Here is an 18,692-nt window from a genome sequence, read left to right as displayed (position 1 = left end):
CCGCTGAGGCATGATCGACGGCATGGGACACCCACACCTGCCGACCACAGAGGCCGCCGTCTCCGCTGTCCGCGAGGTCGCGCGCGCGTACGAACTGGAGATGACGGTCACCGACGACATCGGCGCGGACCAGACCTCCCGGCGCACCTCGGCGGGCGCCTTCGCCGTTCTCGACGCGGACGGCGCACTGCCGCACGAGGCGTTCGTCGAACTGGGCGGTACGCCCGTGGTCAGCGTTCAGCTGTTTCCCGAGGACGACGCGAAGATCACCGTCGAGGGGGTGGAGTTCAACGACATCCCCCGGAACTCCGTACCCGCGTTCCTGCGCTCCGTGTACGGCGGCACGGCCCACGTCAAGGTCAAGCGCTTCCCGGCCGGCCGCTGGCTCGTCGTGGCGCTGCCCGGGGACGAGACGTACAAGGAGCTCATCGCGCGCACCATGCTCAGCCCCTGGCTCGTCCGCAGCTCGCGCGGCTGAGGCGGCCGCCCCGCCTCCCCTCCGCGCCCCGGGGCAGCAGCCGTTCGCCCAGCAGGACCGCGCAGGCCGCGACCGTCAGCAGGCCGCCCATGAGGAAGGTGCCCCGGACGTCGAAATGCGTCAGGACCAGTCCGCCGAGCGCGGCGCCCGACGCGATACCGGCGTTGTAGCCACCGGAGTTGGCGGCCAGAGCCATGTCCGTACGGCCCGGGGCGCAGTGCAGCATCTCGTTCTGGGTGGCCATGAACACCGGTCCGAGCGCACCGCCCGTCAGGGCCAGGAACACCACCGCCGCCACCGGGCTGCCGCCGGTCGCGTACAGGCCGAGCATGCCCACCGCCTGCGTGGCGACGGCGCCGGCCAGCACCGACTGCGGGAAGCGGTCCAGCAGCACTCCGGTGACGCTCACCCCGGCCAGGCACGCCACGCCGAACGCCACGAGCAGGGCGTTGACCGCGCTCCCGGAGAACCCGGCCACGTCGCCCAGGAACTTGACGACGTACGTGTATCCCGCGAACGCCCCGGTGGCGGAGAGGACTCCGGCCGCCAGTACCGTGCCGAACCGGCGCGCGTCGGGCGCGCTCCCGTACGCGGCGTGCCCCTCCTCCGGGCGGGAGGTCGGCAGCAGGGCCGCGATCGTCACCAGCGAGACGGCCCCGAGCGCCGCCACCACCGCGACCGGCACCTGCCAGCCGCTCTGCCGGCCCAGCCACGTACCGGCGGGCACACCGAGCACCAGGGCGAGCGAACCGGCCACGGACAGCGCCCCGACCACCCGCCCCCGGACCCCGGGCCGGAACAGGCCCACCGCGACCGGCCCCATCACCGCCCAGAACAGCGCCTGGGCCAGTGCCGTCAACAGCCGGGCCCCGAGCAGCGTCCCGTACGAACCGGCCGCCGCCGCGACCAGGCTGGACACCACGAGCGCGGCCAGCAGCCCGGTGAGCACATGGCGCCGGGGCAGCGTCCGCGTGAAGTGGGCCAGCGGCAGGGAGGCGACGGCGACCGTCACGCCGTAACCGGTGACCAGGTAGCCGACCGACGGCAGGGACACGTGCAGGCCCTCGGCGATGAGCTCCAGGAGGCCGATCGGCAGGTTCTCCGCCGTGTTGAACGTGAACGCGGCCAGCATCAGGGCGGCGAGCACCGCAGGCCCCCGCTGTCTCCTGGCAAGCTCGACGATCACTCGAACAGTGTGGCAGACAAGGCGAACGCCGCCCGGTCCGAACGTAAGACCCCGGGGCGGGTGCGGTTCCGCCGCCCCGGGGCCGGTGGCGTACCTTCCCTACCCATGACGGACATCGACGAGCTGCCGGAGCTGATCGGCCTGTTCGAGGCGCTGGGTGCCGAAGACGCGGTGGGCTGGGCGGAGTCGGAGGCCGAGGAGAACCTTCCTCAGCTGGCCCGGTTCCGGTTCCTGCGCATGGTCTGGCAGGACATCGACGCCTGGAGCGCGGCGGCGCCCGGCTGGGTCGAGGCCTACCGGGAGGACGGGCCCGCGGCCGGGGCCGTCGGCCGGGCCCTGCGGCTCGGGCTGACCCCGGACGAACTGGGCGAGATAGCCCGGGAGATCGCGAAGGACACCGCGTTCGGTCTGCTCCAGGGACTGGCCGGACCGGCGGACGGCGATCTGCCGCCCGGCACCGAGGCCCGGCTGCCCGGCTGGTGTCTGGCCGAACTGTCGCCGGAGGGGCGGCGCACGGGGCGGGTTCTGGACGCGCTCCACGAGGATCTGGACGAAGTGGAGCCGCAAGGCCGGAGCGCAGGAGGTATCGCATGACCGCGTTCGACGTGAGTGAGCGGCGGATCTGGGACGGGCGGGCCGAGAGCTACGCCCGGACCTTCGCCCTGCTCTGCGCCCGCACGGTGCCCGCCCTGCTGGACGCCGCCGCCGTGGGGCCCGGGACCCGGCTGCTCGACGTGGGGTGCGGCAGCGGCAGCGTGACGGTCGCCGCCGTCGGCCGGGGCGCGGTCGTACGGGCCGTGGACGCCGAACCCGGCATGGTCGCCGTCACCCGGAAGGCGGCGCCCGGGGTGGACGTGCGCAACGGCTCGTTGCCCCAGCTCCCTTACCCCGACGGCGAGTTCGACGCGGTCGTGGCGAACTTCGTGCTCAACCACGTGGGCCGGCCGCTGGACGCGCTCGTCGAGCTGCGCCGGATCACCCGCCCGGGAGGCAGGGTCGCCGTCACCATCTGGCAGGTGCCCGGAGGATCCGGTCAGCGGCTGGTCGGACGGGCCGCGGAGGCGGCCGGACTGGTGCGGCCCGACTGGCTGGCCACGGTCGACGAGGAGCACAACTTCCCGCGCACCGCACCCGGCCTCGCGGCCCTGCTCACGGCGGCCGGGCTCGGGGACGTACGGAGCGATCCGCTGTCCTGGGACCACCGCACGGACGCGGAGGACTGGTGGGCGGGCCCCGCCGCCGGAGTCGCCGCGATCGGGCAGCTGGTCAACAGCCGGGGCCCGGAGGGCGTGGCGGCGGCGAAGCGCGAGTACGACGTGCTGTGCGAGGAATTCGCTTCGGAGGGCGGCGAGTTGGCCCTGCCGCACCTCGCCCTGCTGGCCCAGGGAAAGGTGTAGCGCCGAGCCGCGTTCAGCCGGTCCGGGCGACCCCTCAAGCCGGTCCGGGGCGACCCCTCAAGCCCGTCCGGCGTTTGAGGGCGGAACCGGTGACGTGGTGGGCCGGTGCGGAAAGGTGCGGTCGCGTCCGGTAGCCGGGGTGGGCTGACATGATCGTGTGATGAGTGACGAGTCTTTCAGCCTCACGGTCCTGGGCAGCGCGACCCCGTACCCGCTTACGGACAACCCGTGTTCCGGCTATCTCGTGTCGAGCGGCGGCACCCGCGTCTGGGTCGACGCGGGCAGCGGGACGCTCGGCCCGCTGCAGCGTCACGCGCGGCTGGACGAGCTCGACGCCATCTGGATCTCGCATCTGCACGCCGACCACTGCGCGGACCTCCTCACCGCGTACTACGGCGCCCTCTACGCGGACATCCGCCTCGAAGCGCCGATCCCCCTCTACGGCCCGCCCGGGACCGCCGACCGGCTGGCCCACTTCCTGACCAACGGCCCGGACCGCAGCCCGGTCGAATCAGCCTTCGCCGTAACGGAGTTGTACGACGGGCATCAGGTGACCACCGGCCCGCTCCGGCTGACCAGCCGGGCGGTGGCACACGGCATGCCCGCCTTCGCCGTGCGCGTCGAGGCGGCGGGCAGGTCGCTGGTGTACTCCGGGGACACCGCACCCTGCGCGGCCCTCACGGAGCTGGCCGGGGGATGCGACGTGCTGTTGTGCGAGGCCGAGAGCGCGCAGCCGCCCGCCGAGGGCGAACAGGTGCACCACACACCGGAGGAGACGGGCGACACCGCCGCCGCGGCCGGGGCGGGCCGGTTGCTCGTCACGCACGTCGGCCCCTTCCTCACGCCGGGACAGGCGGTGGCACGGGCCTCCGCACGGTTCGCCGGGCCCGTCGAGCACGCCGCCCCCGGTGCGGTGTTCCGGATCGGCTAGGCCGTGCCCGGCGTGCCCGGCGTGCCCGGCGTGCCCGGCGGGTCAGTCGAGGCAGAACTCGTTGCCCTCGACGTCCTGCATCGGCTGGCACGACTCGTTCTCGCCGTCGGCCCGCAGGAGCTCCCCGCGGACCGCGCCGAGCGCGACCAGACGGACGCACTCGGCCTCAAGCGCGGCGAGGCGCTCTTCCCCCACCAGCCCGGTGCCGACCCGTACGTCGAGGTGCACCCGGTTCTTGACGGCCTTGCCCTCGGGAACGCGCTGGAAGAAGAGCCGCGGGCCCACCCCCGAGGGATCGGAACAGGCGAACCACGCGCCCCGGCTCTCGGCCGGCTGCGTGCTGTTGAACTCGTCCCACGTGGCGAACCCCTCCGGCGGCGTCGGGGCGACGTACCCCAGCACCTCGCACCAGAAACGGGCGACGCGCTCGGGGTCCGCGCAGTCGAAGGTGACCTGGAACTGCCTGATCGTTGACATCGGCTCACCCTAACTGCGCCGGGAGAACGGTCAAGGGGCACGGGTGTCACATCCGTTCGGGGGGCGCGCCGTTGTCGTCAATGAGGTGCCGGGCGACTTCGGACGGGTGCGTCAGCTGCGGGTAGTGCCCGGCCCCGGGGAGCTCGGTCACCGGGTGGCCGGTGGCGGCCGTCAGCGGGTCGGCCGAGCCCACGATGATCCGGACCGGTACGGTCACCCGGTCCAGCAGGGCCCGCGACTCCTCGCGGGCGGCCGCCCCCGTGCGCATGGCCGCCACCACCCGGCGCGCCGCCCCACGACGGCGCAGGTCCGCCACCGCACTCTCCGTCGCCGGCCCGTCGGGGACACCCAGCACCCGGGCCAGCCGGGCGGCGGACATCCGGCGCAGGAGCGGCGCGGCGAGTGCCGAGCGGGTCAGCCGGGACGAAGGCGCCTGGAGGAACGCGGGGGCGATGAGGACGAGTTCGCCGACGAGGTCCGGACGGTCGACGGCGAAGCGCAGGGCCGGCCCACAGGCCAGCGAGTGCGCGACCAGCGCCGGGCGGGTGCGGACCGGCTCCATCAGTCCGGCCAGCCAGGCGTCCATGGAGCGGTCCGTGGCGCCCGAGCGGCCGAGGCCCGGCAGGTCGGCGGTCAGGACCGGGCCGGGCAGGTGCGCGGTGAGGGGCGCCCAGAGGTCGGCGTTCATCGGCAGCCCGTGCAGCAGGACATGGCCGGGGCGGTGCCGCTCTCCGGCCACCCACGTGCGGCTGCCCGCCACGGTCCGGAAGCCGTAGGGGCGCAGCCAGGGCGACGCGGCACCGAAGCGGGCGGCCACCAGTTCGTCGGCCCAGGCGCGCAGGGCATCGGCCACCGGAGGCATCTCCAGACCGGCCTTCGCGGCGAGGGCGCGGGCGGAGTCCGTCGGGTAGCGGTCGTCGGACAGGAACGACAGGGTCTCGGGGTCTGCCCCGGTCAGCCTGCGCGGCAGGCGTCGCAGCAGGCCGACGGGAACGGTCCGGCGGGGCGCCCTCACCCCGGTGTGGCGGGCGACCGTACCGAGCAGCTCTGGCAGGGGCGGAGTGGTGTCGTCGAGCACCCAGTAGTGCTCACCGGCCGGCGCCTCGGGGACCTCGGCCAGGAACCGTGCGAAGTGGCCGACCGTCACGACCGGCAGGAAGGTGCCGGGGCCGCCGGGCACCGCGGGAAGCCGGCCGTTCCACAGGTCCTGGACGAGCGAGCCCAGGCCGAGGTACTGCCCCGGCCCGATCACGGTGCTGGGATTGACGACGCTCAAGGGGACCCCCAGGGCGAGGGCGCGGTCCAGCACCGCGAGATGCCCTTCCGTCTTCGACGCCTCGTAGGCGCCCTGCGTCGCGTAGTCGGGGCCTCCTTCGGCCGCCGCGCCCACCCGGTACCCGCTGATGTGCACCAGCCGGCGCGGACCGGGCAGCGTCGCGGCCCACTCGACGACATGGAGCGCCCCGGTGACGTTGACCGCCCGCGCCTCCTGAAGGCCGAGGCCGAACGCGTACCGGGCTGCGGCGTTGTAGACGTCGCGCGCCTCGGGCAGTCCCGAGAGCGGGCGCGTGATGTCGGCGGTCACCACTTCCAGCCGGGCGGTGCCGACCCCCTGGGAGTCCAGCCACGGCGTGAGGGTGTCCTCGCGCACGGCGGCGGCCACCCGCCGGCCCCGGGTGAGCAGCTCGGCGACGAGGGAGCGGCCGATGAATCCGGTCGCACCGAAGACGATCGCGTCCATGTTTCTCCTCCAGCGAGTCATTTCCAGCGAGTAATTAATAGATCGGTCTGCATATTTTTTGGACAGCGGAACGACGGAACGGCAGGCGGCCCGCCGGTCGCGGCGGGCCGGGCCCTCACCCCAGCAGCGCGCCGACCTGGCGCGCGACGCTCTCCAGTGGCTTCCTGCTGCGGTGCGCCCGCGCCAGCAGGAGCGCTCCCTCGATCAGGGCCAGGATCGTGACGGCGAGGTCCTCCGCGTCCGGGCGGTCGGCCAGCTGTGTGCGCAGGGCGTCCTCCCATGACCCGTAGACGTCAGAACAGGCCTTCTGGAGGGCGTCGTTGGTGGCCGCCGTCTCCAGCGCCACCGCGGCTACCGGGCACCCCTTGTGCCAGTGGGACGCCTCCAGCCGGTCACCCAGGTAGCTCAGCATCCCGGCCACGAACTCGGCCGCCGGCGGCTTGGATTCGGCCAGCCCGCCGAACGCGTCGGCGATGGTCCGGCCGGCCCGCCGGACGGACTCGCCGACCATCTGGTCCTTGCCCTCGGGGAAGTGGAAGTAGAGCGAACCGCGTGGCGTGCCGCTGGCCGCGATCACCCTGTTCAGCCCGGCGCCGTAGTACCCCCCGGACTCGATCAGATCCTGTGTCGCGTCCAGCAGTCGTGCCCGCGTCTCGGCGCCCTTCTGTCCCATGGGGCCAAACTAGACCGATCTACATATTCGTACAACCCCGTGTGCGGGCGGAGACGGCGAACGGCCCCGCCCGGTGGGCGGGGCCGTCGCGGGGTGTCCGCCTCAGTTGCTGGAGACGGTGACCTTCTCGTCGTTGTTGAGCTGCTCGACCAGCTGCTTGACCTTGGCCTTGTCCCAGACCAGGTTGCCGCCCGTGGAGCCGGAGATCGGCATGTTCATCGACGTGCCGTCGCCGCCCGTGACGCCCTTCATGGCGAAGAACATCTGGCCCAGGTCCCAGAGGGACATGTCCTTGTCGACGACCAGGGTGTCCAGACCGGCGCCCATCGTCGGGTAGAGCTTGAACGGGTTGAGGATCGTCGACGCCGTCGCCGTCTGGCTCGCCAGCGCCGCGAGGAACTTCTGCTGGTTCTTCGTACGGTCCAGGTCGCTGGCCGCGAAGGCGTACCGGGTCCGGACGAAGGCGAGGGACTCCTCACCGTTCAGGGTCTGCTTGCCCGCCTTGAAGTCGGCGCCGGAGTTCTTGTCCTTGAACGCCTTCGGGATGTCCAGCTCGACGCCGCCGATCGCGTCCACGATCTTGGCGAAGCCGCCGAAGCCGATCTCGACGTAGTGATCGATGTGCAGACCGGTGTTGAACTCGACCGTACGGACGAGCAGTTCGGGCCCGTCCTCGGCGTACGCGGCGTTCAGCTTGGTCGTGCGGCCCTTGCCCTCGTACTTCTTGCCGGACTCGGAGCCGACGAACGACGGGATCTCGACGTTCGAGTCACGCGGCAGCGAGACCAGCGTCGGGCCGTCGCCGCCGTCGTGCAGGATCATCATCGAGTCGGTCCGCTTGCCCTCGGCGGAGCCGGTGTGGAGCTTCTTCTTGTCCTCGGCCGTCATGCCCTCGCGGCTGTCGGAGCCGACGATCAGGTAGTTCGTGCCGTCGCCCGCCTTCGGCCGCTCGATGACCTTGGAGAGGTCGACGTCGCGCTTCAGCTTGGAGTCGGCCCAGAAGTACGTGCCGATGGACACACCGAGCACCACGACCACCAGGACCAGCGCGCCGATCTTGATCCGGCGCCGCCAGTCGGGCGCGGCCGCCGGTCGGCCCTGGACGTATCCGCCGTCACCGGGGCCGCCGCCCTGGCCGCCGCCGTGCCCGCCGCTGTTGCCGCCGCCGTAGACCTGGCCCGTGTTGTAGCCACTGTCGTACTGCGGTCCTTCGTCGTAGCCGCCGGGCTGCTGCGGCACCTGCCGCTGTCTCGGCGGCGCGGGGCGCCGCTGCGAGGGAGCGGACTGCTGGGGCGGGACGGGGCGCTGGACGTGCGGCATCGCGCGGGCGCTCTCGGGCCGGTCGCTCGCGCTTCCCTGCCCGTAGCGGTTGCCGCCGCGGTTGTCGTCGTTCCAGCCCTCGGGCCAATCGTTCATGCGGTCCAGTGTGCAGGCCGGGCCCACTGCTATTACAGGGTGTAAGGGAAATCGGACCTGGGCTGTTGCGAAGCTGATGCATTGCGACGGGCTCGAAGCCCCCGCATAAGGTGGAGGGCATGACAGATCAGGCCCCGCGCCCGGAGGGCGACATTCCGGGCAAGCCGACCGCAGCCTCCCGGACCACCCTCAGCCACATCATGACCGGCAGCGACACGAATCTGCTGGGTACGGTGCACGGCGGCGTGATCATGAAGCTGGTCGACGACGCGGCGGGCGCCGTCGCGGGCCGGCACTCCGGCGGCCCCGCCGTGACGGCCTCGATGGACGAGATGGTCTTCCTGGAGCCGGTCCGCGTGGGTGACCTTGTTCACGTCCGCGCCCAGGTGAACTGGACCGGCCGCTCCTCGATGGAGGTCGGCGTCCGCGTCATGGCCGAGCGGTGGAACGAGTCGACCCCGGCGCAGCAGGTCGGCAGCGCCTACCTGGTGTTCGCGGCGGTCGACGCGGACGGCCGCCCGCGCGCCGTACCGCAGGTCATCCCGGAGACCGAGCGGGACAACCGGCGCTACCAGGAGGCACAGATCCGCCGTACGCACCGGCTGGCCCGGCGCCGCGCGATCAGGGAACTGCGCGAGAAGCGCGCCGCCGACGGCATCGAGGACTGAGGACTGAGGACCGGGGGCTGAGGACCGGGGCTCGGAAACTGTTACGTACGGGCGCTCATGGGCACGTCACCTCGTCGCCCGTGACGGCCCCGAACCCGCTCGGATCGGGCTCGTCGGCGCGGACCCGCTCCACCTTGGCGTAGTCCGTGCCCGCGGTCACCTTCATCGTGGCGCCCTGGCCCTTCACCGGCATCAGCTCCGCCCCCGGCAGCGCCGCCGCCAGCGACTTCGCGGACCGGTCCCAGCGCGGGTCGTACGTGACCACGGTGTGCTTGAGATCGCGCTGCTCCCCGTTGAGCGGGGCCCGGGTGGTGTCGAAGCCGGTGCCGCGCAGCGCGGCGTCGACCGTGGAGCCGAGGCCGTCCTTCGGGGTCCCGTTGTAGACCTGGACCCGGATCTGCCGCGGCGGCACGTCCACCTTCTTCGCCGGCGCCTGCTCGGGCCGCTTCACCGTGAGCGGCTTGTCCTCGCGCAGCGCCTGGAAGAGCTGCTTCGACTTCTCCGGGTCCCATTTCACCGTCGAGCCGATGCCCTTGACCGGGTAGGCGACATCGCTCATCGGCACCGAGGTGAACTCCGAAGAGGCGGCGGAGAAACCTTGCATCGCCTGGCCGAGGTCCAGCATCTGCTGCGTACCGAAGCCCCTGTCGGCCCGTACCGACTTCAGCATCGTCGAGGCGACCTCGCGGAACTTCACCGGGTTCAGCAGCACCCCGCTGCTGGTCGCCTGCTTGATCAGCGAGGCCATGAACTTCTGCTGGCGCTGCATCCGGCCGAGGTCGGCGGCGCCGTCGATGTGCCGGGAGCGTACGTACTGGAGCGCCTGGCCACCGTCCAGCTCATGGGTGCCCGCCGCGAGATCGAGACCCGTGTAGGAGTCCTTCATCGGCCGGGTGGTGCAGATCCGCACCCCGCCCAGGGTGTCGACCGTCGTCATGAAGCTGGTGAAGTCGACCTCCAGATAGTGGTCGACCTTGACGCCCGTCATGTGCTCGACGGTCCGCACGGTCAGATTGGGGCCGCCCTCGGCGTAGGCGGCGTTCAGCTTCACCGGATGGGCCGCGTGCTCCTCGCCGGTGGTCTGGTCCCGGTGCTCGGGGATCTCGGCGTAGCTGTCGCGCGGCAGGCTGACGATGCTGGCCCGCTTCTTGTCCGACGACAGGTGCACCAGCATGATCGTGTCGGTGCAGTGGCAGGGCGCGCCGCCCAGCCGGTACTTCGCCTTCTCCTCCTTGGTGATCTTGTCGCGCCCGTCGGTGCCGACCAGCAGCAGGTTCATGCCGTGACCGCCCGAGGGCCGGTTCTTCATGTCCTTGAACGGGTCGATCCGGTCGATCCCGTTCTCCAGGTTGGTCACGACGGCATGGCCGATGCCACCGGCCCCGAGGACCAGCACGGAGAGACCGGTCGCCATCCGCATGCCCCAGCGTGGTCTCTCGTCCTGCTTTCTGGGCCGTCGGCGCTGCGGGGGAGCGGCGCGGGGCCGGGGCGGACGGGGGGAGCGGTGCGGCGTGGGCACGGGGGGACACCTCCGCGGTGCAAGGGGGACCTGTCGCACGGTAGGCCCATACGATCTGCATCCCGGCCCGCAACCCGGCGGCGCGCTCCGGGTTCCCCCATTCGCGGTAACAAGAAGGCCGAATATTGCCGCCCGGTGCCGTTCTCAGCCCCAGGCGCCGGGGTTCTGACCCCCCGGCGCCCCCTCATTCGTGTCCCGCGCGTCCGTTACATCTGGCGGTACGGCCAGTACACGTCCATGCACTCGTCCGACTTGGCACCGTTGACCGACTCGGTGTCCTCCAGCGGATCGCTGTCGTCCGCCGCGGCCTTCGGGAACGTGGAACCCGTCCGCCAGTCCGAGCCGACCGTGAGCATCAGGCCGGCCCCGTCCGGGGTCTCCTTCACGGCGCTCGTCGGCATCGACAGGGCCTTCGCGATCGACAGCGCGTCCGACCTGCCCTGGGCGCCCGAGCTCTTCGGGTAGGCCACCTCGGTCGTCCGCGCGGAGCCGGGATCGGTCGAGGTGTCCGCCTCGGTGAAGCCCTTGGCCTTCAGCAGCTCCTGGACTTGCGCGGCGCGGCCGGTGGTGGGGGCCTGGCCGTCACCGGAGGTGCCGTTGACGACCGTCACCCCGAGGGAGGCGGGGGCGCCGGCCTTCGGTCCGGCCGGTGTCTTCTTCTTCGCCTTGGCGCGGTCCTTGGGGTCGAGCGACTCGTCGGCCCGGATCAGCGCCCAGAGCTTCTCCGCGGCACCCGGCTTCGGCAGCACGTGGGCGTCGGGGTCCTCCGGGTCCTGGATCCGGGGCATCGTCAGCATGTTCATCTTGTCCAGCGGCACGTTCTTCAGCTGCATGCCGAGGTCGAACAGCTTCTTCACCGTGCCGATCTCGTCGGAGACCTGGAGCGAGTCGACGGCGGTCTCGGCGAGGTTCAACAGCTTGCCGGAGTCCGTGAACGCGTTCTGGCTCTTCAGCTCACGCAGGACCGAGTTCAGGTACATGTGCTGCGCCTGGGACCGGCCGATGTCGCTCGCGAAGGCGTGCCGGGTCCGGAGCCACTTCAGCGCGTCCTCGCCCTTGATCTTGTGCTTGCCCGCCGTCAGCCGCAGATGGGAGCCACCGGGCACACCGGGTTTGGGCACGTCGTTGACGTTCTGCTTGACGCACACCCAGGCGCCGCCCACGGCGTCCGCCATGTCCACCACACCCGCGAAGTCGACCATCATCCAGTGGTCGATGTAGACCCCGGTGAGCTTCTCCCAGGTGTCCAGGGTGCAGCCGGCGCCACCGCGCAGCGTCTCGTTGATGATGCCGTTGGTGGCGGCGAACTTCTCGCCGGTGTCGGGGTTCTTGCACGCCGGGATGTCGACGCGGGTGTCCCGGGGGATGCTCACGACCGAGGCGTTCTTCCGGTCGGCCGAGACGTGGAGCAGCATCTGCACATCGGCCAGCGGCGTCCCGCCCACGCTCTCCTTCGAGCCGCCGAGCTTGAGGTTCGCCGCGCTGTTGCGGCTGTCGGAGCCGATCATCAGGATGTTCAGCGGGGTCTGGCCCGCGGCGTTCGGAGCGGTCTTCTCCGCCGCGCTGTTGCCCGCACTGCGCGCGCTCTTACGGATTTTGCCGTTGAGGTGCTCGTACCAGAGGTAACCGGCCGCGCCGGTGCCGAGTATGACGAAGGCGAGGGAGAAGGCGATCCAGCGCAGTATCCGCCGCTTCTTCGTCCGGCCGGCGCGGCGGGGCCGGCCGCGCCGCCCGCCGTGGCCCGCGGCGCGGCGGCCGCCGCCCCCGCCCCCCTCGGAGCGACCGCGACCGGCGTCGTCCCCGCTGCCGTCGGGTGTCGGGGCGTCGCCCTTCCCGTCCTCGTAGAGGCCGTCGTCCCAGCCGAGTTGACCGGCATGCCGGACCCGTGGTCGCGTTCCCTCCCCTGGTGTGCTGCTCCGTCCCACCGGGACCCCCCTGCTGCTCAGTCTCGCGATATCGCGCAGTGACCCGGTGTCACTTGGCGCACTCTGCCTTGTCGGCACTGGCCTTCGGAATGTCGATCTTGGCCGGTCCGGTGATCGGGGTGCCCGCGCCCTTGAAGTCCCTCCCGAGGGTCAGGACCATCGCCTGGAGCCCTTCGGCGTCGGTGGTGCCCTTCTTGAGCGCCGATCCGGGGAGCCCCATCATCGCGGCGAGCGCCCGTGCCTGGTCCGCCTGGTTCGGGGCGTACTCAAGCGTCGTCCTGGCGGCCTTCGCCGGGGCGTTGGCCTTGTTGGTGGACTTGAGGACGCCCTTCTCGTTCTGCAGCCAGGTCACGGTCTGCTGAGCGGCTCCGGAGATCTCGCCGCCGTTGTAGACGTCGACGCGCACGTCGCCCGCCGCCGCCTTGGTGCCCTTGAGGAGGGAGTCCTGCTTGCCCTTGGCCGCCTTCTTCTGCGCGGCCACCTCGGTCAGCGAGGTGTCCGCCTGCATCATCGAGAACAGCTGCGGCGCTTTCACCGGGTCCACGACGACCGTGATCGGCTTCGGCTCCGCCGGGTTGTCGATCACCGGAAGCGTCACGAACGAGATGTTCTTCGTGTCGATCTTGGTGAGTTCCTTGGCGAGCGTGGTCAGCTTCGGCACCGAACCGATGGCCTTGTCGACGGTCAGGGCCTTGGTCGCCGAGTCCGCCAGCTTGAAGAGCTTCGTCGGGCTGGTCAGGGTGTCGTCCGACTTCATCTGCCGGATCATCGAGCCGATGAACTGCTGCTGGACCTTGATCCGGTCCAGGTCGCTCCCGTTGGCGAAGGCGTGCCGGGTCCGTACGAACGCCAGCGCCTCCTCGCCCTGGATCTTGTGGTCGCCCGCAGAGAGGTCGAGGTGGGAGTCCGCGTCCTTGATCGGCCTCGCGAGGCAGATGTTGACGCCGCCGACCGCCGTGGACAGTTCCTTGACCGCGTTGAAGTCGACCATCATGAAGTGGTCGACCTTGAGGCCGGTGAGCTCCTTGACGGTCTCCATCGTGCAGCCCGGGTCACGGCCGGACTGGCCGAGGCTGACGTTGAACCGGATGTTCTCCGTGCCCGGGATGACCTTGTCGGTGCCGTCCGGCTGCCTCGACTTGCACTCCGGGATGTTGGTGATGAGGTCGCGCGGGATGCTCAGCGCGGTGGCGTTGGTGCGGTCCTTGGAGACGTGGAACAGGATGTTGGTGTCGGCATGGCCGGTACTGCCCTTGTCGCCGTAGCCCTCGTTGCCCTTGCCGGTCCGCTTGTCCGTGCCGATGACCAATATGTTGAGGGGCGCGTCGGCGGTGATGACGTCCTTGTTGCCGGCGTCGCCGATGTCCACGGAGTTCAGGTTGCCGTTGAAGTGCTGGTACAGCGCGTAACCGCCGACCGAGACCCCGACGAGCAGGAAGGCCACCACGCCGCCCGTCCAGATCAGCGCCTTCTTGCGGCGGGCCTTGGGGGCCTTGCGCTTGCGGCGGCCGGCGCCGTTCTCGTTCGAGGACGGGCCCGAACCCTCCTTGGCGCGGGTCTCCTGGCCGCGGGTCGACCGGCGACCGCCCTGCCTGGGCACCTCGCGGCCGGGCCCGGCGCCACGTCCGGCGGCGTCGCGCGGGGAGTCCCGCCGCCGGCCGGCGTTCTCACGGCCGGCGTCAGGGCGTCGGCCGCCGCGCGGCCCGGAAGAGGCCTGACCGCCACCCGAATCCCCTCCGGATTGGTTCAGTCGCAGTTCGTAATCGCCGGTGTCCGGGTTGAGGACCCATTGGTCTGCGGGATCGATGTCTTCCGCCCGCCCACGGCCTTGTGCATCCACGGTTGCTTGAGTCCTCCGTCGGTGCCACGCGAGGCGCCTCCCCCGAAAGGCGCTCAATCTTTCGCTCCGGAAGTGCTCGGCCCTGGGGCCCGGAGCAACCGGATCGCGTCACACTATCCGTCCGGTTCGGCGCCGAGCGATGGGCGTGACATATTCCACGGCCCTTACAACCGGGCATTCTTCCCATTGCACGCCGAACGTTGATGGCTGCTTGGCAATTGCTTTACTGCTTGCACAGGTCGGTCGCGGCGTTGTTACCCGAATAGGTGGGCGTGGGGCTGGGTCCCGGGGCGCCTGTCGCGCCCGATTCGCCATCCGTGGGCTCACCGGACCGGCCGTCGCTGTCTTCATCCTGTGAATGTTCCGAGCCCTCCCCGCCGTCGGTGTTCTTGCCGTCGTCACCATTGAGCTGATCTGCGGGAACCACCGTGAGCGGCTTGTCGTCGCGCAGTTGTTTGAAGAGCCTGTCCGCATCGGGCTGTACCAGTTCGTCCCGATTCCGGTTGGCCGAGTACGGCTGCCGGGGGACGGTCAGGAACTGAACCTTGTCGGTCGGTACGTCGCGCATGCCGCGTACCAGGTCGTACAGGTCCTTCAGGGTGTCAAGGCCCGGGTCCGTGGTGAGCGCCTTCGTCGCCGCGTCCAGTACCGGGTAGAGCCGGGTCGGGTTGAGGAGGACGCCGTTGCTCTGCACCTTGTTGACGAGCGCGCCCAGGAACTGCTGCTGGCGGTCCATCCGTTCGGTGTCGCTGCCGTTGCCGATCGACTTGCGGACCCGTACGTACCCGAGTGCCTGCTCGCCGTTGAGCTTCTTGCGGCCCGCCGGGAGCTTGAGGTGGGCCGCGCTGTCGTTGATCGGTTCCTTGAGACAGATCTCCACGCCGTCCACCGCGTCGACCATGTCCTTGAAGCCGTTGAAGTCGACGACCATGTAGTGGTCGATGCGGACGCCTGTCATCTTTTCGACGGTGCGGATGGTGCAGGCGGTTCCACCGAGCTCGAAAGCCCCGTTGAACTGGGCGAATTGTGGCCTGCTGACAGTTTTGTCCGCGTTGTGGCAGGCCGGGATGTTCGCCATCAGGTCGCGTGGGATGGACATCGCGGTGGCGCTTTTCCGGTTCGCGGCCAGGTGCAGCAGGATCGTGGTGTCGGAGCGCTGGCTGCCGCCGTCGTCGCGGCCGTACTCGCGGTTGTCCCCGGCCCGGCTGTCGGAGCCGATGAGCAGGATGTTCTCCGCGTTGTGGACGACGGAGGGCGGGCGCTCCTTCTCGTACGCCTTGAGCTCGGCGGCCGCGGAGGTGTCCACCTTGATGTTGCCGTCGAGCTTCTTGTACAGCCACCAGCCGGTGCCCGCCGCGACGAGGACGACGAACGAGGCCCCGAGCGCGGTCCAGCGCAGCCAGTGCCGCTTGCGCTTGACGGTGATGTCGAGGCTCGTACCGGATCCGGGACCCTCGGGCGGCGGCCCGTCCGAGGCCCCGCCGGCGGAGCCGCTGCCGGAGCCGCCCCCCGGCCCGCTGCCGGAGCCGCTGCGGGTCTCGCCGCCCGGGGTGCTCGCCGGGGAGTCCTCGGAGGCGTTCTCCGAGGCGTTCCCGGGGTTGCTTTCCGGGGCGGTTCCGGTTCCCGGGGCGTCCTCCGGCGCGCGCTTCCCGCCGGGCGCCGCGCCGGGCGACCCGTCCGGCGTCTGGTCCTCGCCCGCGGCCGAGTCGTCGGGGTCGGCCGGAGTGCCGGCGCTTTCGGTCACGTCTGCGTCCATCCTTCACGTTCGGCGGCGCGATGGGCCGCCGGTTGCAGAAGTAGACGGCTGAACCTCACGCTTGGTTGTGCCTTGAGTGGTCTGTACCGCAGATCATGTACCGGAGTTGACGAATCGCCCGGAGGGCTCGGCCCACGATGGGCCGGACGGGTGGCCCTCGGACCGCTTGTCGTACCGCGGCGCCCCGGCTCTCGTCGGGAGCGCCGCCGCGCGGACCGCTGTCACACGGTCAGGGTGACCCGCTCGCTCTCGACGCGCTGCGCCAGCCCGTCCTCACCCAGCTCCCCGAGGTGCCGGCACAGCACCACGGAGCCCCCGGTCGCCAGCGGTGCGAACAGCCCGGCGCTGAGGCCGTCCCAGGTGTCGTACGTACGCCCCGAGAGCAGCCGTGACCCGGCGCCCAGGCCCAGCGCCGCACCGTCCGCGCGGGCCCGCGCGACCAGCTCCGCCGAGCTGAGCGCCACATCGCCCACGGTCAGCGCCGGCGCGTCCGGGTCCACCGGGGCGAACGGCGCGAACCGGTCGCCCTGGCCCGGCACCTCCACCGCGTAGTCCGCGAAGCCCTCCGGCGGCTGCGGGAACCGGCCGCCCATCGGGCGCAGCGCCAGCGCGATCCGCTCACCGCGGCAGGCCCGCGCGGCCTCCAGCGTGTCCGGTCCGGTGACGACCAGATCGGCGGCGGCCGGATCGCCCCCCACCTCCGCGACGACGCCGGCCGAGGAACAGGCGAGCAGCCAGACCGCGGACTGCCAGTGCGCGGGGAGCAGCAGGGCGAGCCGGTCACCGGGCTCCGCGGCGAGGTCGCCCTGGAGCAGGTTGGCGGTCTTGGCCACCCAATTGGCGAAGGTGGCCACCGACAGTTCGACGCGTTCTCCGGTGGCGTCGTCGTAGAAAGTGACCATGGGGCGGGCCGGGTCCGCGGCGAGCGCGGAACGCAGCAGGTCGGCAGGGGTGCGGTCGCTGGCGTTCATCCGCGCAAGGTTACGTGGCGGCGGCGGGCCGGACCGGGTGCCTCGGGTGAGCCGTACACCGGTTCGGCAGACGGGCCGTCAATTGCCGCGGGAAACACCGGTCGCCGGAGTTGTCCGCTTGTGCTCAGGATCATCTGTATGCGTGCCTTCATTGCATCCTCCATCGGTGTCACCTGCGCGGCAGCTCTCGCGCTGCCGCTCGCCGCGCCCGCGGGCGCCGCTTCCGACACCCCCGTCCACCCGGCCACCGCGGGCTCCGTACCCGCCGAGGCGTCCGAACCCGCCGCACTGCCCGGCTCGACGCAGTCGCTGGCCCTGTCCCCCCTGTCCACCGCCTCCGCGCGGGCCCCCGGTGAACCCGCCTCACCAGCCGCCGGACAAGGGCTGACCGAGCGCGACGTCCACCCGTTCTCCATGGTCGGCGTCGTCTGGGACGACGTGAACACCGAACTCCACGGCACCGCCCAGGTCCGTACCCGCTCCACCGCCACCGGCCGCTGGTCCGGCTGGCAGGACCTGGAGACGCACAACGCCGAGCACTCCGCCGACCCCGGCACCGCAGAACGCGAGTCGAGCGCGGTCCGGGGCGCCACCGCCCCGCTCTGGGTCGGCGCGTCCGACGGCGTCGAGGTCCGGGTGGACCCCGAGGCCCCGGACGCCTCAGCCACCCGCGACGCGTCCGCCACCCCCGTACCGCTGCCCGCCGGGCTGCACCTCGAACTCGTCGACCCCGGCAAGGACCCGCAGGAGCCGCCCGCCACCGGGGCGGCCGGAGCCGACCGCGCCTCGGCCCGGAACGCCACCGAGCTCCCCGCCCTGAGCAGGTCCGCGACCGACGCGGCCGCCGGATACGCGCCGGGCGCCAAGCCGTACATCGGCCCCCGCCCGCGCATCATCACCCGCAAGGGCTGGGGCGCCGACGAGAAGATCCGCGAGAAGGCCTTCGCCTACACCAAGACCGTCAAGGCGGCCTTCGTCCACCACAGCGCCACCGGCAACAACTACACCTGCTCCCAGGCGCCCTCGGTGCTGCGCGGCATCTACCGCTACCACGTCAAGAGCAACGGCTGGCGCGACATCGGCTACAACTTCGCCGTCGACAAGTGCGGAAACATCTACGAGGGCCGGGCCGGCGGCGTGACGAAGGCCGTCATGGGCGCGCACACCCTCGGCTTCAACACCAACACCATGGGCGTCGTGGTGCTCGGGACCTTCAGCGGCACCAACCCGCCCGCCGCCTCCGTCAACGCCGTCGCCAAGCTCACCGCCTGGAAGCTCGGGCTCTTCAAGGCCAACCCGAAGGGCAAGGTGACCCTGGTGTCGGGCGGCAGCAACAAGTACAAGAAGGGCAAGAAGGTCAAACTCAACGTCATCTCCGGCCACCGGGACGGTTTCGCAACCGAATGCCCCGGAGCACGTCTCTACAAGAAGCTCGGCACGACCCGGACCAGCTCGGCCAAGCTCCAGGGCCGCTGACCCGGAAGGAGCCGAAGGACGCAGAGCGCCCCGGGTCCTGCTGCGGGCCGCTGACCGAGGACACCCCCTCCGGTCTGCATACACTGGCCAGCCTTAGAAGCTGCTGTCCGATCTCCGCCGGGCGCGGGGCGTCCGGCACGGCCGCTCGCGGCGTTGCAGAAGTGCCCGAATGGCTCCGCCATGAGGACACTCCGGCGCCTTGCGATCGACCGCGCCGGACGCCCCGCGCTGATCCAGC

General features: G+C 71.3%; 16 protein-coding genes. 6 read left to right on the top strand and 10 right to left on the bottom strand.

Annotation, left to right across the window (positions count from 1 at the left end; translation table 11 throughout):
- Positions 1-22 precede the first annotated feature (22 nt).
- The gene (locus tag ACZ601_RS26340) at positions 23-478 is read left to right on the top strand and encodes a hypothetical protein (protein ID WP_469542291.1); all 456 of its coding nucleotides are present in this window, start codon (positions 23-25) and stop codon (positions 476-478) included.
- Here the strand turns inward: ACZ601_RS26340 and ACZ601_RS26335 are convergent.
- Positions 444-1,610 carry an MFS transporter gene (locus ACZ601_RS26335; protein ID WP_469542667.1) on the bottom strand — a complete coding sequence of 389 codons (1,167 nt, stop codon included), beginning with the start codon at positions 1,608-1,610 and terminating at the stop codon, positions 444-446. The genes ACZ601_RS26340 and ACZ601_RS26335 overlap by 35 nt on opposite strands.
- Positions 1,611-1,778: 168 nt before the next feature.
- Here ACZ601_RS26335 and ACZ601_RS26330 point away from each other — a divergent pair, with 168 nt between their 5' ends.
- The 3 genes from ACZ601_RS26330 to ACZ601_RS26320 all read left to right on the top strand — a co-directional run bounded on the left by ACZ601_RS26330 (position 1,779) and on the right by ACZ601_RS26320 (position 3,992).
- Positions 1,779-2,258, top strand: a complete 480-nt coding sequence (locus tag ACZ601_RS26330) for a hypothetical protein (RefSeq protein ID WP_440578045.1) — start codon at positions 1,779-1,781, stop codon at positions 2,256-2,258.
- The gene (locus ACZ601_RS26325) at positions 2,255-3,061 is read left to right on the top strand and encodes a class I SAM-dependent methyltransferase (RefSeq protein WP_469542289.1); all 807 of its coding nucleotides are present in this window, start codon (positions 2,255-2,257) and stop codon (positions 3,059-3,061) included. The genes ACZ601_RS26330 and ACZ601_RS26325 overlap by 4 nt, the downstream gene beginning before the upstream one ends.
- Before the next feature lie 160 nt (positions 3,062-3,221).
- The gene (locus ACZ601_RS26320) at positions 3,222-3,992 is read left to right on the top strand and encodes an MBL fold metallo-hydrolase (protein WP_469542286.1); all 771 of its coding nucleotides are present in this window, start codon (positions 3,222-3,224) and stop codon (positions 3,990-3,992) included.
- 42 nt (positions 3,993-4,034) lie between these two features.
- Here ACZ601_RS26320 and ACZ601_RS26315 read toward each other — a convergent pair whose 3' ends face one another.
- The 4 genes from ACZ601_RS26315 to ACZ601_RS26300 form a co-directional block, all read right to left on the bottom strand.
- A complete protein-coding gene (locus ACZ601_RS26315) occupies positions 4,035-4,469 on the bottom strand; it encodes a VOC family protein (protein WP_469542284.1) in 435 nt (144 codons plus the stop codon).
- A 46-nt stretch (positions 4,470-4,515) separates the two neighbouring features.
- The gene (locus ACZ601_RS26310; protein ID WP_469542282.1) at positions 4,516-6,210 is read right to left on the bottom strand and encodes an alpha/beta fold hydrolase; all 1,695 of its coding nucleotides are present in this window, start codon (positions 6,208-6,210) and stop codon (positions 4,516-4,518) included.
- A 115-nt stretch (positions 6,211-6,325) separates the two neighbouring features.
- Positions 6,326-6,883: a TetR/AcrR family transcriptional regulator gene (locus tag ACZ601_RS26305; RefSeq protein WP_469542279.1), complete on the bottom strand. Its 558-nt coding sequence runs from the start codon at positions 6,881-6,883 to the stop codon at positions 6,326-6,328.
- Positions 6,884-6,985: 102 nt separating this feature from the next.
- Entirely contained in the window at positions 6,986-8,299 is a 1,314-nt protein-coding gene (locus ACZ601_RS26300) for an LCP family protein (protein ID WP_440578042.1), read from the bottom strand.
- 119 nt (positions 8,300-8,418) lie between these two features.
- Here ACZ601_RS26300 and ACZ601_RS26295 point away from each other — a divergent pair, with 119 nt between their 5' ends.
- Positions 8,419-8,967: an acyl-CoA thioesterase gene (locus ACZ601_RS26295; protein WP_073738542.1), complete on the top strand. Its 549-nt coding sequence runs from the start codon at positions 8,419-8,421 to the stop codon at positions 8,965-8,967.
- A 55-nt stretch (positions 8,968-9,022) separates the two neighbouring features.
- Here ACZ601_RS26295 and ACZ601_RS26290 read toward each other — a convergent pair whose 3' ends face one another.
- The 5 genes from ACZ601_RS26290 to ACZ601_RS26270 all read right to left on the bottom strand — a co-directional run bounded on the left by ACZ601_RS26290 (position 9,023) and on the right by ACZ601_RS26270 (position 16,978).
- A complete protein-coding gene (locus tag ACZ601_RS26290) occupies positions 9,023-10,486 on the bottom strand; it encodes an LCP family protein (protein ID WP_469542274.1) in 1,464 nt (487 codons plus the stop codon).
- Between the two features lie 206 nt (positions 10,487-10,692).
- The gene (locus ACZ601_RS26285; RefSeq protein ID WP_469542272.1) at positions 10,693-12,411 is read right to left on the bottom strand and encodes an LCP family protein; all 1,719 of its coding nucleotides are present in this window, start codon (positions 12,409-12,411) and stop codon (positions 10,693-10,695) included.
- 49 nt (positions 12,412-12,460) lie between these two features.
- On the bottom strand, positions 12,461-14,251 hold the full coding sequence (locus tag ACZ601_RS26280) for an LCP family protein (RefSeq protein WP_469542269.1): 1,791 nt from the start codon (positions 14,249-14,251) through the stop codon (positions 12,461-12,463).
- Between the two features lie 223 nt (positions 14,252-14,474).
- Positions 14,475-15,995: an LCP family protein gene (locus tag ACZ601_RS26275; RefSeq protein ID WP_469542267.1), complete on the bottom strand. Its 1,521-nt coding sequence runs from the start codon at positions 15,993-15,995 to the stop codon at positions 14,475-14,477.
- Positions 15,996-16,228: 233 nt separating this feature from the next.
- Complete coding sequence (locus tag ACZ601_RS26270) at positions 16,229-16,978, bottom strand: TIGR03089 family protein (RefSeq protein ID WP_440578142.1); 750 nt, start codon at positions 16,976-16,978, stop codon at positions 16,229-16,231.
- Positions 16,979-17,116: 138 nt separating this feature from the next.
- Between ACZ601_RS26270 and ACZ601_RS26265 the strand changes: the two genes are divergently transcribed.
- Complete coding sequence (locus ACZ601_RS26265; protein WP_469542264.1) at positions 17,117-18,454, top strand: peptidoglycan recognition protein family protein; 1,338 nt, start codon at positions 17,117-17,119, stop codon at positions 18,452-18,454.
- The last annotated feature ends 238 nt before the right edge of the window (positions 18,455-18,692 follow it).

This window comes from Streptomyces sp. NPDC104307, assembly GCF_055584045.1.
This window is presented reverse-complemented; position numbering and strand designations above follow the sequence as displayed.